The organism is Tenacibaculum sp. SZ-18, assembly GCF_002813915.1.
Lineage (GTDB): Bacteria > Bacteroidota > Bacteroidia > Flavobacteriales > Flavobacteriaceae > Polaribacter.
In genome coordinates, this window is the sequence record NZ_CP019335.1 from 2,354,688 (window position 1) to 2,369,469 (window position 14,782).

A 14,782-nucleotide genomic window follows, 5' to 3' on the forward strand; every position below is an offset into this window, starting at 1 on the left:
TGCTTAATTACATAAAAACTGAGAAATAATTCTTTGTACTTTTTCATTTTCAGTAACTGAAGGAAATAAATCTTCAATCAAAGATAATCCTTCACAATCTATACATAATGCATTTTTTAAGTGGATGAAAGCATATTGTTCTTCCCCTTGAATCATAAATAAACCGAAAAGTCGATACTCCAATTCAGCAAACTCTTTGTATGTATTTTTAGCTTTTATTAAAACTTTTATCGAGTTTTTAAATTCACCTAAATAAATTAGTACATCAGCTAAGGCTAAATAAACTTCAATATCAACATCTCCGAGTTCAATGCACGTTTGAAACGCTTTTACAGTTTCGTCAAAAAAATTGAGCTTACTATTTATTTCGGCATACTTTCTCCAATATATTATGTTTGAATCATCAATTTGCAAAGCCTTGTTTATATAATATAAAGCCTTATTATAATTGTCTGCTTCACAATATAAATTGATAAGTAATAACCAAGCCTTATCTAATAATGGATCCTCATATACCGCTTTTTTATAAAATTCAATAGCAGTTCCAGGAGCTTCTAGATTTTCATAACACTCACCTATTCTAACATAAGCAAATGCAGTCGGATCATCTAACTCTAGTGTAATAAGATAATTTTCAATTGCTTTTTCAAAATGACCTAATTGTTCAAGTGATTTTGCTTTTTCAAGATATCCGCCAATAAAAGTTTCATCTATAATTACAGCATAATCAAAAGCTTTTAAGGCATTTTCATAATCTTCAAGTTCAAAATATTGTTTTCCTAATTGATGCCAGGCAACTTCGCTGTAGGGATTCTTATCTATATATTTTCTTAAAAACGTAATGGACTGCTCAAAATCTTCTTGCATTTCATAACAATAAACAATGTTGTAAAGAGAAGAATAATCCTCAAAGTCTACCTCTATACATTTTACGAAATTTAGTCTTGCATTATCAAAATCGTCTAAATACAAGTACTCCATTCCAATCATCGCCCACACATCGATAGGATCCTCCACATAATCTAACGATTGTTTTAAAACATCAATAGCTTCTTGATGCTTTTTATATTTTGATAAGATAACTGCTTTTTGAAAAAAAACTTCGTCGTTATGAGGTTCTACTGCCTCTATCTGATTTATCAATTTAACTGCGTCCTCAAAATTATCATCAAAAATAAATACTTCAACTTTTAATAATTTAAGAGCAATTGAATGTGGATGTTGGTCTAATCCTAAATGAATAGCTTTCTTAGCTAATGTATGTTTCCCTATATTTAAATAATGCTGAACAATCTCCTCAAATTCCGTAGCATCAAAAAAATACACATCATTAGTTTTTAACATTGATTCAAATCTTGATAAAGACATAAGATGCAATTTTGAATTACTTACATAAATCTACTACAAGAAGGACGGTTTTACACATGAAAGCCGTTTAGTTTTCAACAATTTAATTAACAAAAAAAAAACATTTATACCTAACTAAATCATTCAGAAGCATTTGTTGTCATTCAATTTGATATGCTATATTATTTTTTTATATTTGAATGAGTTGAAATACAAATTAACCAAATAATAAAAATTATGAGCAAATTCGACGAAAAAGTAGAGCTGTATACAAAATTTATGAACGATAAAGGTTTAAGTTTTGATGCAGATTTATTAGCTGCAGTGACTAAAGGCTTAGGACCTTCGATTTACAAAAAAGATGCTGAAACGGTTTCAGGCACAGATCCAAAAGAACTTGAAACGGTTAAGAAAAACTTCTTAATTAAAAAGTTAGGTTTAGAAGATGGTCCAAACTTAGATGAAGGTATCGCTGAGGTAATTGAACAAATCGGCAAATCTGAAAGAAATAAGTATCGTGCTGCTGTTTACTATCTTTTAACTAAAAAGTTCGGTAAAGAATCTGTTTACGGAATGTAATTTCTGACTGAAATAAATTTTATAAAACCTGTATTGTTTTCAATACAGGTTTTATATTTTTGTTTTAACAAACATCGTTAAATTACTTTATGCATCAATTTATTAGTGTCTTTGACATGTTAAAGATTGGGGTTGGTCCGTCAAGTTCTCACACATTAGGACCATGGAGAGCTGCTCAAAACTGGATTCTAAATTTAGAGTCTAAAAATCTATTAGAAAATGTAGCTTCAATAAAAGTCGATTTATATGGATCTTTATCACTAACGGGTAAAGGACATGCTACAGATTTAGCAGTAGCTTTAGGATTAAGTGGAACAGATCCTGAATTCATACCAATAAACGAAATTAATACTCATATTGAAAACATAAAGCTTCGAAATAAATTACACTTTAATGCAATTAGAGAAATTGATTTTTCAATGGATCAAATTGTTTTTAATAGAGAGTTTTTACAATTTCACGCAAACGGATTAACCTTTAGAGGATTCAACACTAACAATGATGAGATCTCAACTGAAACATATTACTCTATCGGAGGTGGTTTTGTAATTCAAGAAGGTGTAGAAAATTTAATAGAAAATGTAGAAAATAAAATTACATTTCCATATCCTGTAAACAAAGCCATAGATTTAGATAAATACTGTAAAGAAAAAGGTGAAAATATTTCTGATATTGTACTTGCCAACGAAATGATTTTAGCTAAAGAGGAAGTAATCTACAAAAAGTTAGATAATATCTGGAATACCATGCTAGAATGCATGTATATTGGGTGTCATACAGAAGGAATTTTACCTGGTGGTTTAAATGTTAGAAGACGTGCTTTTTCCACTCATAAAAAACTCATAAAAGATACGGAATACAATGGTGTTACGGATTGGATAAAAGGTATTCGAAAAACAGAAGTAAAATTTAGGGAAATTCTAAAATGGGTAAGTTGTTTCGCTCTTTCAGTAAACGAGGTTAATGCTTCCTTGGGTAGAGTTGTAACAGCTCCAACAAACGGAAGTGCTGGTGTAATTCCCGCAGTTTTAATGTACTACATGGTAATTGAAAATCATGAAGCTACTATCGATCATGTTAGAAAATTTTTATTAACCGCTGGTGAAATTGGAAGTTTATTCAAGAAAAATGCTACAATTTCTGCAGCAATGGGAGGCTGCCAAGCTGAAATCGGAGTTTCCTCTGCGATGGCTGCAGCAGCATTAACAGAATTACTTGGAGGAACTCCAGCACAATGTTTAGAAGCTTCTGAAATTGCCATGGAACATCATCTTGGTTTAACTTGTGACCCAATTGGTGGTTTAGTTCAAATTCCTTGTATTGAAAGAAATGCAATGGGCGCTATCAAGGCAATTAACGCAGCTGAATTAGCTTTAGAAAGAAATCCAGAAGATGCAGTTGTTCCTCTTGACAAAGTTATAGAAACCATGTGGGAAACAGCTAAAGACATGAATAGAAACTATAAAGAAACATCGGAAGGTGGATTAGCAATAACTGTTGGATTGGCAGATTGTTAATCCACAGATTATCTTGTAAAGACTAATTCATAATCTGATGACAATTCCTCTGTAAATCTGTATCCATCAGTATCGAAACCTTTTAATTGTTCTAAACTCTCTATATCATTTTCAATAATATACCGAACCATTAATCCTCTTGCCTTTTTCGCAAAGGTCATAATAGTTTTATACTGTCCGTTTTTTAAATCTTTAAAAACAGGAGTAACCATTTGTACTTTCAAAGTTTTTTTGGGTAATGCCTTGAAGTATTCAGTACTCGCCAAATTAATTAGTAATTCATTATCTTCTAACTCAGAATTTAGCGAATCAGCTAAATCATTTCCCCAAAACTGATACAAATTGTCTTTGCGACCAACTTTTAATCTTGTCCCCATTTCCAGGCGGTATGGTTGAATTAAATCCAAAGGTTTTAACAAACCATATAACCCCGATAAAATCCTTAATTTTTTTTGTAAAACTGGAACTTTACTCTCATCTAAAGTGGTAACATCAATTCCTCTGAAAACTTCACCAGTAAAACTATAAATGGCTTGCTTGGCGTTTGCTGTATCAAAAGGCAAACTCCACTGTTGGTTTCTTTCATAATTTAGCGATGCTAAATCATCTGAAATTTTCATTAACACCGAAAGATTCTTTCTAGAAATTGTTTTCAATTTTTTATTTAACTTTTCAGCCTGTTCTAAAAATCTTGGTTGTGTAAATTCCTTTACGTTTGCTGGTGTTTCAAAATCTAATGATTTTGCAGGAGAGATAATTATTTTCATTGAAGCTTAATATTTACTTTGCAAAATTACGATAGTTCTGTAAAATATTAAAAAACAACTAATAATTAAATATAAAGTTCTTAAAATCAAAAGAGTTTAATTCTAACAAAAAGATAGTCTGACAACTTCCCTGTTTTATTAAAAATTAATTCAAATTATACATTACATCCGAATATTTCATTTTTTAAGAACACTTTAATTTGATCAATTTTGAAGTGTAATAATGATGAAACTCTATTCTTATCGAAAACTAATAATCAAACTTATAATTAGCATCAATAATTAACTCTGAAGAAACAATTATTGAACAACGAAAACTAATCTTGAATGAAGATAATCCATTATAACTTTAAGACATCATTACTGAAATTAAACTACAACTATCAACAGAAAAGAAAAACTTTGCACTAAAAAGTTACTAAAACCAAAAAAGCTACCATTTAAATCAGAATTGACTTAATCATTAACTGAAGTTATAAAGCTCATATTATTATTTTTACTTGACGACAATAATATAATTGTTACCAACAAAACTAATAGATGTTCGAACCTTTGAAAAACAAACTTATTTAAGCAGAAAAGAACATTATCCCATAATACTATATCCTAAATACACGAAATTTCCATTTAGGAAAAGTCACAGAACATCATGAATTCAGAATTCCATAGACACAATTTCTATAACTGATTTGAAAGAGACAAAATGTATTACTGAATCAAAATTATCACAATATTATCGATAATAATACTATTTTTTAACATAAGGAAAGGATATAGATTGAGAACAACAAAATACCTAGCAACTTTAATCAATTTGTAAGGTAATGGCGTAGATGTTAACCTATTTGACACAATTTAATAATTTCTAAGAAAAAACAGGTGTCATCGATTATTTTCTTCGATTCTAATTTTTTCATTTGAAAAACTATCGTTTTTATTATTAAGTGACATTTATTACATAAAATAAAAAAAGTTAATTTTTGTTGCCTCTCTAACTTTACTTTTTTTAACTACACTACTCTTAAAAAAACTTATCTACAACAATAAATATCGTTGAAAAGGTAAAAGCAGTTTTTAGTATTAATCCTGTAGGTAATGATAAAACATTTGGTTCTATTAAAAATTTAACCCAAGGGCAAACAATATTTTAAGTTTCATTTCAAAGGAAATAAGGTAGATCCTTGAATAGCACAAACTATGTATCGGAATTTCGAAGATATCACCTTGAATGAATAAGGTTGTTGAGATTTAAAAGAAATAAAGAGAAATGTATAAATGGAGGAAATAAAACTAATATATCTTGGAATGGAGCTAAGACTTTTTCATACAACAAAAATACTTACTCTATATTTTGTAAGCCAAAATTCATAATTAAAATAGCGGCAGTCTTAAAAAGAGTAAAGCCTCCAACTAATTTTAAAACTAAAATAAAGAAAGACCTTTAAAAAAGATCGATTTTTATACCCTAAACTGTAAAATTAACCACCAAATAATGGGTAATCCTTCTACCCAAAATGATGCATAGTACTTTGTTTGGTTTCTTTTTGCTCTTTGAAGAAAAAACAACAACATTACAAATACACACAAGTAAACGAACTTAAAATGATGGTTTGGAGTAATAAAAAACTCAATAACCATCGTAAAAGCCAATAACACAAAACCGACTTTTTTAGTTCTTTCTATTCCTATTAACTGAGGTATGGTTTGTAAATACTTCAAATCATAGCGCAAATCTCGGATGTCAAAAGGTAATGTCAGAACTACTACAAATAAAAAACGTTGAAAAAAACCAACTATTACTTTAGTATTTTCCAGCTCATTTACAGCATTAATTGGGATAACATACGTAACTCCCGTCCAAACTAAAGCAATTACAATAATTTTTAAGGTTGCGACGCTTCTTAAATTAATTGAAAACCTTCTAAAAACAGGAACTGCATAGAACAAAGTCAATAATGAAAAAGGAGTAAAAAAAAGCAATATTTTAACAGGTAACTTAACCGCATAATAAATCATTAGAACGAAAGCAAAAAGAGAAAAAATTTGTATTAGTCTTAAGTTCTTTGTTAAACTCCTATGGTGTAATTTTGCTATTCCTGCATATTTTACAAAATTATACCCCGTAATTGTTCCATAAAAGATAAAATAATTTAACGATTCATTATAGGGTAATCCAAAATACATTTCAGTAATTCTAACTAAAGAATAAACCGCCATTGCAACATGGATACTTGAATTAATATAAAACTCTAAAATAGATTTTAAACTTTCCACAAGGCAAAGGTAATTGAATTGTTTATAACCATTATAAACAGTTAATAATTTAGGAATCTCCTTGTTACAAAATCCTTAAGTTTTAGTTATTTTTGCATTTTAAATACAACAACACAATTAATGAACACAAATTCGTTTCAACTACGTCATATTGGTCCAAGAACTAAAGAACAAGAAACAATGTTAGAAACTGTTGGAGTAGACAGTTTAGACCAATTAATTTACGAGACAATTCCAGACGATATTCGTTTGAAGGAATCACTTGATTTACCAGAAGCTTTAAGTGAGTATGAATATTTAAATCACATTAACGAATTAGGAGCAAAAAATAAAGTCTTCAAAAGTTACATTGGTTTAGGATATCATGAAGCAATTCTTCCTAGTGTAATTCAAAGAAATATTTTAGAAAATCCAGGATGGTATACTGCTTACACACCTTATCAAGCTGAAATTGCCCAAGGGCGTTTAGAGGCTTTGTTAAACTACCAAACGATGATTTGTGATTTAACGGGAATGGAGTTAGCAAATGCTTCATTGCTTGATGAAGGTACTGCTGCTGCAGAAGCAATGGCTTTATTATTTGATGTAAGAGAGCGTGCAAAAAAGAAAGCGGGAGCAAATAAGTTTTTCGTTTCTGAAGAAATTTTACCTCAAACTTTATCGGTTTTACAAACTCGTGCAATTCCAATTGGTATCGAATTAGTAATTGGAGATCACAGGAAATTTGATTTTGCTGATGATTACTTTGGAGCTATTTTACAATATCCAGGTAAACATGGGCAAGTTTATGATTATTCAAATTTCGTTGCGAATGCCAATGAAAAAAACATTAAAGTAGCTGTTGCTGCCGATATCTTATCTCTTGCTCTTTTAAAAGCACCTGGAGAATTTGGTGTAGATGTAGTTGTTGGAACGACACAACGTTTCGGTATTCCATTAGGATATGGAGGACCTCACGCTGGTTATTTCGCAACAAAAGAGGCTTATAAAAGAAGTATTCCTGGAAGAATCATTGGAGTGACGAAAGATGCTAACGAGAAAAGAGCATTACGAATGGCTCTACAAACACGTGAGCAACATATTAAAAGAGAAAGAGCTACCTCTAATATTTGTACGGCTCAAGTTTTATTGGCTGTTATGGCTGGTATGTATGCTGTTTATCACGGTAAAGAGGGAATTCAATATATCGCAAATAGAGTTCATATAGCTGCAACTACTTTAGCAGCAGCTCTTGAAAGACTAGGATTCAAACAGAAAAACACTTCGTTTTTTGATACAATATTAGTGGAAGTTGAAGCAGAAAAGTTAAAAACTGTTGCCGAAGGAAATGGAATAAACTTCAATTATGTTGATAAAAACCATGTATCAATTTCTTTAAATGAAACTGTTGGATTAAAAGAAATAAACGCAATTGTTGATTGTTTCGAACAAGCTTTTAACATTCAAGATATTACTATTACTGAGTTTACCAACTCAGAAGTAATTGACGAAAATGTAAAAAGAAATACATCTTTTTTAGATAATAAAATATTCAATTCATATCATTCAGAAACTGATATGATGCGTTATATCAAAAAATTAGAGCGCAAAGATTTAGCGTTAAATCATTCTATGATTTCTTTAGGATCTTGTACAATGAAATTAAATGCTGCATCTGAAATGCTTCCTTTAAGTAACCCACAATGGGGAAATATTCACCCATTTGTACCGTTAAATCAAGCTGAAGGCTACCAAACTGTATTAAAAAATCTTGAGCACCAATTAAATGTTGTTACAGGTTTCGCTGCAACGTCTTTACAACCAAACTCGGGAGCACAAGGTGAATTTGCAGGATTAATGGTAATTAGAGCATATCACTTAGCAAACGGAGATTCTCATAGAAACATCTGTTTAATTCCATCTTCTGCACACGGAACGAACCCTGCATCAGCAGTAATGGCTGGTATGAAAGTAGTAGTTACTAAAACTGATGAAAAAGGTAACATTGATGTAGAGGACTTAAAAGCAAAAGCTGAATTACATAAAGATAATTTAGCTGCTTTAATGGTAACTTACCCTTCTACACACGGAGTATTTGAAAAAGCAATTCAGGAAATCACGCAAGTTATCCATGATAATGGAGGGCAAGTATATATGGATGGTGCAAATATGAACGCTCAAGTTGGATTAACAAATCCTGCAACAATTGGAGCTGATGTTTGTCACTTAAATTTACATAAAACATTCGCTATTCCTCACGGAGGTGGTGGACCAGGTGTTGGACCAATTTGTGTTGCTCCACAACTTGTTCCATTTTTACCTACAAACCCATTAATTTCAACCGGAGGAGACAATCCAATTACATCTATTTCTGCGGCTCCTTGGGGATCTGCTCTAGCATGCCTAATTTCTTACGGTTATATAACTATGTTAGGCTCAAAAGGCTTAACAGATTCAACTAAAGTAGCTATTTTAAATGCCAATTATATGAAAGAGCGTTTACAAGGTCACTTTAGTACACTTTATACTGGAGAAATGGGTCGAGCAGCTCACGAAATGATTTTGGACTGTCGAGAGTTCAAACAAAAAGGAATTGAGGTTGTTGATATCGCAAAAAGATTAATGGACTATGGATTCCATGCTCCTACAGTATCTTTCCCAGTTGCGGGAACAATTATGGTTGAACCAACTGAAAGTGAAAGTATCGTTGAATTAGATCGCTTTTGTGATGCATTAATCTCTATTCGTAAAGAAATAGAAGATGCAACTAAAGAAAATCCAAATAACGTGCTTAAAAATGCACCTCACACGCAGGAAATGCTCACTTCAGACTCTTGGGATTTACCATATTCAAGAAAAGAAGCTGCTTTCCCTTTAGAATATCTCTCTGAAAACAAATTCTGGCCTTCTGTAAGAAGGGTTGACGACGCCTATGGAGACAGAAATTTAATTTGTTCTTGTAATCCAATTGAAGATTACATGGAAGCTGAAGTTTAGAAACTATCTCATTTTATAATAATAAGAAACCGTTATGATTTTAATTGTAACGGTTTTTTAAAAAAACCGTAATTATCATTTAAATAATTACGGTCAAAAACTAATGTATGAGAAAAATTAATACTAGTGTAACCCCTACTTTGTAACTAGTACTAATACTGTTTTGTGCTTTTCCAACTCATACATGAAAAAACACTACATCACAATCACGCCCAAATGATTTGTGAAACCTAACAATTAATAAAATCAATTATGAAAACATAGCAATAGGTTTCATAGCTGTTGCTAATATAGTTTTTTTATTTTTATAATACACAAACTATTTGTTAATTCTATCACAAGAAATAAAACTAATAGAATTATTTTTTAATCAATCCTTTTAAATTAGATACTCTCACTCCCAACCTTGTCAACAACTATTAAAAGTTAAAACTTATATTAAAAGACAATCTTTAAGATTATTTAAGTCAATACTAGATAAAAAATGACCATTTATACTTTTAATAGAATTCAATGAATGCTCACCCTAGAAAATAACAACTTGAATTGTAATAGATTTAGCGTACATCAAAACCTACATTCTAGTCAATTTATTTTCGCTGAAAAAATATAGCTTTTGGAATTTCACTCAACTTTTAGAATCAAAAAACTCTCCAATTATATATAGTTTGAAAAGTTTACTATTATAATAGAGAATTTAGAGATTAAACAACACTCACTATTCCCTGTAATGGTATTAGAGTTGCCTATTTTAAAATTACTGAGGAATCTGTAACACCGTAAATATTAGTTTCTACTTTTTTGTAACCATCATTATTAGCAAAAAAATGTTTTCACTTTTTATCGTTCAATATTTCATAAAATAAGTGCTATTTGTAACTCGAATAAGGGAGTGAATCGGTCTTTCGTCTTTCGTAAAATTTCACTTTTAGAGAATATTAAGAACATCATTTCCTCATTTTAAATTGTCTGAACTTTTATAGTAATAAATACTTCTAATTTATTATTTAATAATAAAAGCGTCAAGTTTACAGTGATTTACTAACACGATATGTTCGATATAACTAAATGCATGATTTTACCGTAAAAAATAAATCATTTGTTAATAATCAACTAACATTTGCACTCGTAGATAATAAACTTCGTATTCTTAGCTATAATTTGTACAGAAGAAAACAGTTTTACTAGATGTGTTTTATAATTTAAATGTGCATTGGCAACCATTAAAAATCTTCCTTCGACTTTTAAACATTTTTTAATTCTTCGAAATAAATATAGTGTGATATCAATGTTGTTTTCATGTTCAAAATGAAACGGAGGATTTGAAAGAATCAAATCAAACTCATTTTCTGTAACACCCTCGATTGTATCGGTACAAATGAATCTAGCATTTTCAATATTTAATTTAGATGATTCAATCGCTAAATTGAAATCATCAACTAAAGTTACTTTTGCATTTGATAGTTGTTGAAGCACCTCGTATGAGATAATTCCATTTCCAGAAGCAACATCTAAAACTGTAAGCTCATGTTTCTTCACTTTTAAATGTGACAATAGAAATTGTGTTCCAATATCTATTTTATCCGAAGAAAAAACACCTAAATATTGTTTCAGACGATTCTCTTTCCAATTAATTGTATTTATTATATTTTCTATTTCAATTTTCAATACTTTTTTGGGAGATCTTAAAACTAATAATCTAGCTTTTTTCCAAGCTTTTGATTGTTCTACGTTTTCAAAATATTTCTCTGCAATTGTGAGATAAGATTTAGAAAAATACTTTGTCATAAAACCACATACTACTTGAGTATTTTCAACCGAATATTTGCTAATCTGTTTTAAAAACAACTCAAATAGTTCTAACGACTTTGGGATTTTAATTAGTGCTAACTGTACTTCTCCGATATCTTCCAGCGGAGAATTAAAAATAATATTTGTAGATAAATTATTACTACTTAGATTATTTAAAACAGCTTTCTTTTGACTTGCATACGTCCAAATAGTACGTACATTCTTATGATGTAAAGTACAATTCCAAACACCAAAACGATCATTAAAAACATGTACATTCTGATGTTCTAAATTTTTTAAATAATTTAACACCAAAAGCTCAGCATTACTCCAAGCCCTTAAAGTATTATCATTTGTTTCAGGATAACGATTTAAAATAAACTCATTGGAGTTGTGTAGTAATTTATTTTCCAAAAAAATTGAAGTGCTTTTGAACTTTAATTAAAATAAATATTTTCTAAAGAAGTAATATCGCCTTCTTTATTTCTTCTAAAGACATCTTTGGAAGTAACTTCATCAATTGAGTTTTTCCCCATCGCAGAAACTACTTCTTTTACAGCAGCTATTGTTTTTTCATGAAAATTTTTAACTCTTACATTCTTATCAGCGACAACCAATGCCTTTACCAAGTCTTCATTTTGAGTTGCCACACCAACAGGACATGAGTCAAGATTACACTCGCGCGCTTGAATACATCCGAGACTCAACATAAAGCTTCTAGCCATTGCAACTGCATCCGCACCCATTGCCTTTAATTTAATAATATCAAACGCATCAATCGCTTTACCACTAGCAATAATTTTAATCTGGTTCTTTAAATTATATTTGATTAGCGTTTTGTTTACGAAAGAAAGTCCGTCTAACAAAGGAGTACCAACATAGTTTGTAAATTCAAGTGGTGCAGATCCTGTTCCTCCTTCTCCTCCATCAACTGAAATAAAATCAGGATAATTTTCTGCAATCGAAAATGTTTTAATCATTTCTTCAATTTCTTCATTATTCCCTACACAAAATTTAATGCCAACCGGCTTACCATTACTTAAATCTCTTACCTTCTGAAGAAAAGAAATCATTTCTTGAAAATTAGAAAATGATGAATGGCCTGGTGGAGAGTCTACTCTTGTAAAAGGCTCAACAGATCTAATATTAGAAATTTCATGTGTATTTTTTTTAGCTGGTAAAATTCCACCATGACCAGGTTTTGCTCCCTGAGATAATTTAATCTCTATCATTTTCACCTCAGGTCTTATTGCATTTTCTTTAAAAACATCATCATCAAAGTAGCGTTTTCCTTCAATTGTTTTTCCTGCACCAAAATACCCAGTTCCAACTTGAAAAATTAAATCTCCTCCTTGTAAATGATATGGTGAAACTCCTCCTTCTCCAGTATTATGAGCAAAACCACCCATTTTTGCCCCTTGATTTAATGCCATAATAGCATTTTTACTTAAGGAACCAAATGACATTGCTGAAATATTTATGATGGAACCTTCATATTTCTGGGAACATTTATCTGATCCGAAAACAACATTCTCTCCACTAACATTATTATGATCTGTTGGAAACAAAGAATGTTTTACAAACTCGTATCCTTTTTCATATAAGTTATGTTGCGTACCAAAAGGAACAGTTTCTATTTCCTTTTTTGCTCTTTGATATACAATACTCCTTTTTTCTCTATTAATGGGAGTTCCATTTAAATCATCTTCAATAAAGTATTGCTGTATTTTTTCCCTTTCTTCTTCGAAAAACCATCTCAGTCTCGCAATAATAGGAAAAGATCTCAATAATGAATGTTTCTTTTGAATAAAAGCATCATAAATTCCTAAAAGTGTAAAAGCCGACGTGATTGTAAAAAGTATGTAGTTTCCTAAATCTGGTATAAACCAAACTAACAGACCACACAAAATATTAATAACAACCACAATTGATAAAATGGTATCTCTCATTTTCTTACTGTTTATTTTAGTTAAAAATACAAGATTTCTTGCACAAAAAAAGCTCTAACAAATTAGTTAGAGCTTTTCGATATATTTTTAAGTTCCAATTACTTCTTGAACTTTGCATATTTATTTTTGAACTTATCGATACGTCCAGCAGTATCAACTAGCTTAGACTTACCAGTATAAAAAGGGTGAGAAGTTCTAGAAATTTCTAATTTTACTAATGGATACTCAACTCCTTCAACTTCTAATGTTTCTTTTGTATTTGCAGTTGATCTAGTTAAAAATACATCTCCGTTAGACATATCTTTGAACGCTACCATTCTATAATTTTCTGGGTGTATACCTTTTTTCATCTTAATAAACTTTTAATTTAATGCGAATTTGTTTAAAATTGGTAAGGTTTTAAACGCCTTCAGAAAAAACAAAAACCTGCAATGGCTTTTTGAGCTGGCAAATTTAACCCTTTTTTTTAAATTCCAAACAAATAAATTAGTTTATTTGTATAAAATTACATCAAAAAAATCCGCAACCAAAGTAATATGAAATTAATAAAGCAAGCTTCTATCTTTAGTTTACTACTTATAATGCTAAATTCTTGTGGTGAAGCAAGTTATAGGTTCAAAGTGAATACACCAAGTAAGACAACTCTTGGAGAAACAATTAGTATTAAGTTTGAACAATTAGAAGGAAAAAAGATTGATAGTATTCAGATATTTGCAGGCTCAAGAAAATTAATTGCTAAAAATAATGCTGCTTCATTAAACACAAATGATCTTGGCGTAGGAAAACACCTCATTAAAACGTTGGCTTTTATGCCTGGAAAGGTTAAAAGAATTAATAATTCGATTGAAGTATTTTCCAACAAAAAATATGAAAGTTATACTTACAAGATTGTAAATGTATTTCCACATGATCCTAAAGCATTTACTCAAGGATTAGAATTTCATAATGGCTTCCTATATGAAACTACAGGACGAAACGGACAATCTTGGCTAAGAAAGATTGAGCTAGAAACGGGAAAAGTACTTCAACAGTATGATTTAAGCGATAAATATTTTGGTGAAGGAATGACCATCGTTGGAAATCAAATTTTTTGGTTGACATGGAAAGCAGGAAAAGGATTTATTTTTGACATAGATACTTTCAAAATAGTTAAAGAATTTAAATACCAAGAAAGTATAGAGGGCTGGGGATTGACGCATTCAGACAACGAATTAATAAAGTCTGATGGAACAAATAAAATTTGGTTTTTAAACCCTCAAAATCATAAAGAAGAACGAAGTGTTCAAGTATATACTGATAAGATTACATTAGAAAAATTGAATGAATTAGAATATATTAACGGAAAGATTTATGCGAATTACTGGCAAAAACCGTTTATCGCTATCATTAACCCAAACAATGGTGTTGTTGATGGTGTTGTTGAGCTAAAAGGTTTAGTAACTGAAATTAAGAAAACACAAAAAATAGTTGATGGTGATGATGTATTAAACGGAATTGCTTTTGACAAAGAAAACAATAGATTATTTGTTACGGGTAAAAATTGGGGGAAATTATTCGAAATCGAAATTATTAAGAAATAACT

General features: G+C 30.3%; 10 protein-coding genes. 4 read left to right on the forward strand and 6 right to left on the reverse strand.

What is annotated here, in order from left to right; genetic code table 11:
* Positions 1–3: 3 nt before the first annotated feature.
* Entirely contained in the window at positions 4–1,368 is a 1,365-nt protein-coding gene (locus BTO06_RS10420) for a tetratricopeptide repeat protein (protein WP_100925248.1), read from the reverse strand.
* A 216-nt stretch (positions 1,369–1,584) separates the two neighbouring features.
* On the opposite strand from BTO06_RS10420, the gene BTO06_RS10425 reads away from it, so the two are divergent.
* Complete coding sequence (locus BTO06_RS10425) at positions 1,585–1,926, forward strand: DUF2853 family protein (RefSeq protein ID WP_100925249.1); 342 nt, start codon at positions 1,585–1,587, stop codon at positions 1,924–1,926.
* A gap of 89 nt (positions 1,927–2,015) precedes the next feature.
* Positions 2,016–3,443 (forward strand): L-serine ammonia-lyase, encoded by a 1,428-nt coding sequence (locus BTO06_RS10430; protein WP_100925250.1) that lies wholly within the window; start codon positions 2,016–2,018, stop codon positions 3,441–3,443.
* A gap of 8 nt (positions 3,444–3,451) precedes the next feature.
* Here BTO06_RS10430 and yaaA read toward each other — a convergent pair whose 3' ends face one another.
* Entirely contained in the window at positions 3,452–4,210 is a 759-nt protein-coding gene (gene yaaA / locus BTO06_RS10435; protein WP_100925251.1) for a peroxide stress protein YaaA, read from the reverse strand.
* Positions 4,211–5,668: 1,458 nt separating this feature from the next.
* The gene (locus BTO06_RS10445) at positions 5,669–6,484 is read right to left on the reverse strand and encodes a hypothetical protein (RefSeq protein ID WP_198517069.1); all 816 of its coding nucleotides are present in this window, start codon (positions 6,482–6,484) and stop codon (positions 5,669–5,671) included.
* Between the two features lie 120 nt (positions 6,485–6,604).
* Here BTO06_RS10445 and gcvP point away from each other — a divergent pair, with 120 nt between their 5' ends.
* Positions 6,605–9,460, forward strand: coding sequence for an aminomethyl-transferring glycine dehydrogenase (gene gcvP, locus BTO06_RS10450; RefSeq protein ID WP_100925253.1), 2,856 nt, complete (start codon positions 6,605–6,607; stop codon positions 9,458–9,460).
* Between the two features lie 1,113 nt (positions 9,461–10,573).
* Here gcvP and BTO06_RS10455 read toward each other — a convergent pair.
* The 3 genes from BTO06_RS10455 to BTO06_RS10465 form a co-directional block, all read right to left on the reverse strand.
* Positions 10,574–11,665, reverse strand: coding sequence for a class I SAM-dependent methyltransferase (locus BTO06_RS10455; protein WP_100925254.1), 1,092 nt, complete (start codon positions 11,663–11,665; stop codon positions 10,574–10,576).
* A 23-nt stretch (positions 11,666–11,688) separates the two neighbouring features.
* The gene (locus BTO06_RS10460; RefSeq protein WP_100925255.1) at positions 11,689–13,200 is read right to left on the reverse strand and encodes an FMN-binding glutamate synthase family protein; all 1,512 of its coding nucleotides are present in this window, start codon (positions 13,198–13,200) and stop codon (positions 11,689–11,691) included.
* A 98-nt stretch (positions 13,201–13,298) separates the two neighbouring features.
* Positions 13,299–13,550, reverse strand: coding sequence for a type B 50S ribosomal protein L31 (locus BTO06_RS10465; protein ID WP_100925256.1), 252 nt, complete (start codon positions 13,548–13,550; stop codon positions 13,299–13,301).
* 186 nt (positions 13,551–13,736) lie between these two features.
* Between BTO06_RS10465 and BTO06_RS10470 the strand changes: the two genes are divergently transcribed.
* A complete protein-coding gene (locus BTO06_RS10470; protein WP_100925257.1) occupies positions 13,737–14,780 on the forward strand; it encodes a glutaminyl-peptide cyclotransferase in 1,044 nt (347 codons plus the stop codon).
* Positions 14,781–14,782 lie beyond the last annotated feature (2 nt).

What these genes read in the sequence shown, in the direction of transcription:
- BTO06_RS10470 (WP_100925257.1), top strand. Translation starts at nt 13,737, where the DNA reads ATGAAATTAATAAAGCAAGCTTCTATCTTTAGTTTACTACTTATAATG.
- BTO06_RS10420 (WP_100925248.1), bottom strand. Translation starts at nt 1,368, where the DNA reads ATGTCTTTATCAAGATTTGAATCAATGTTAAAAACTAATGATGTGTAT.
- BTO06_RS10425 (WP_100925249.1), top strand. Translation starts at nt 1,585, where the DNA reads ATGAGCAAATTCGACGAAAAAGTAGAGCTGTATACAAAATTTATGAAC.
- gcvP (WP_100925253.1), top strand. Translation starts at nt 6,605, where the DNA reads ATGAACACAAATTCGTTTCAACTACGTCATATTGGTCCAAGAACTAAA.
- yaaA (WP_100925251.1), bottom strand. Translation starts at nt 4,210, where the DNA reads ATGAAAATAATTATCTCTCCTGCAAAATCATTAGATTTTGAAACACCA.
- BTO06_RS10460 (WP_100925255.1), bottom strand. Translation starts at nt 13,200, where the DNA reads ATGAGAGATACCATTTTATCAATTGTGGTTGTTATTAATATTTTGTGT.
- BTO06_RS10465 (WP_100925256.1), bottom strand. Translation starts at nt 13,550, where the DNA reads ATGAAAAAAGGTATACACCCAGAAAATTATAGAATGGTAGCGTTCAAA.
- BTO06_RS10430 (WP_100925250.1), top strand. Translation starts at nt 2,016, where the DNA reads ATGCATCAATTTATTAGTGTCTTTGACATGTTAAAGATTGGGGTTGGT.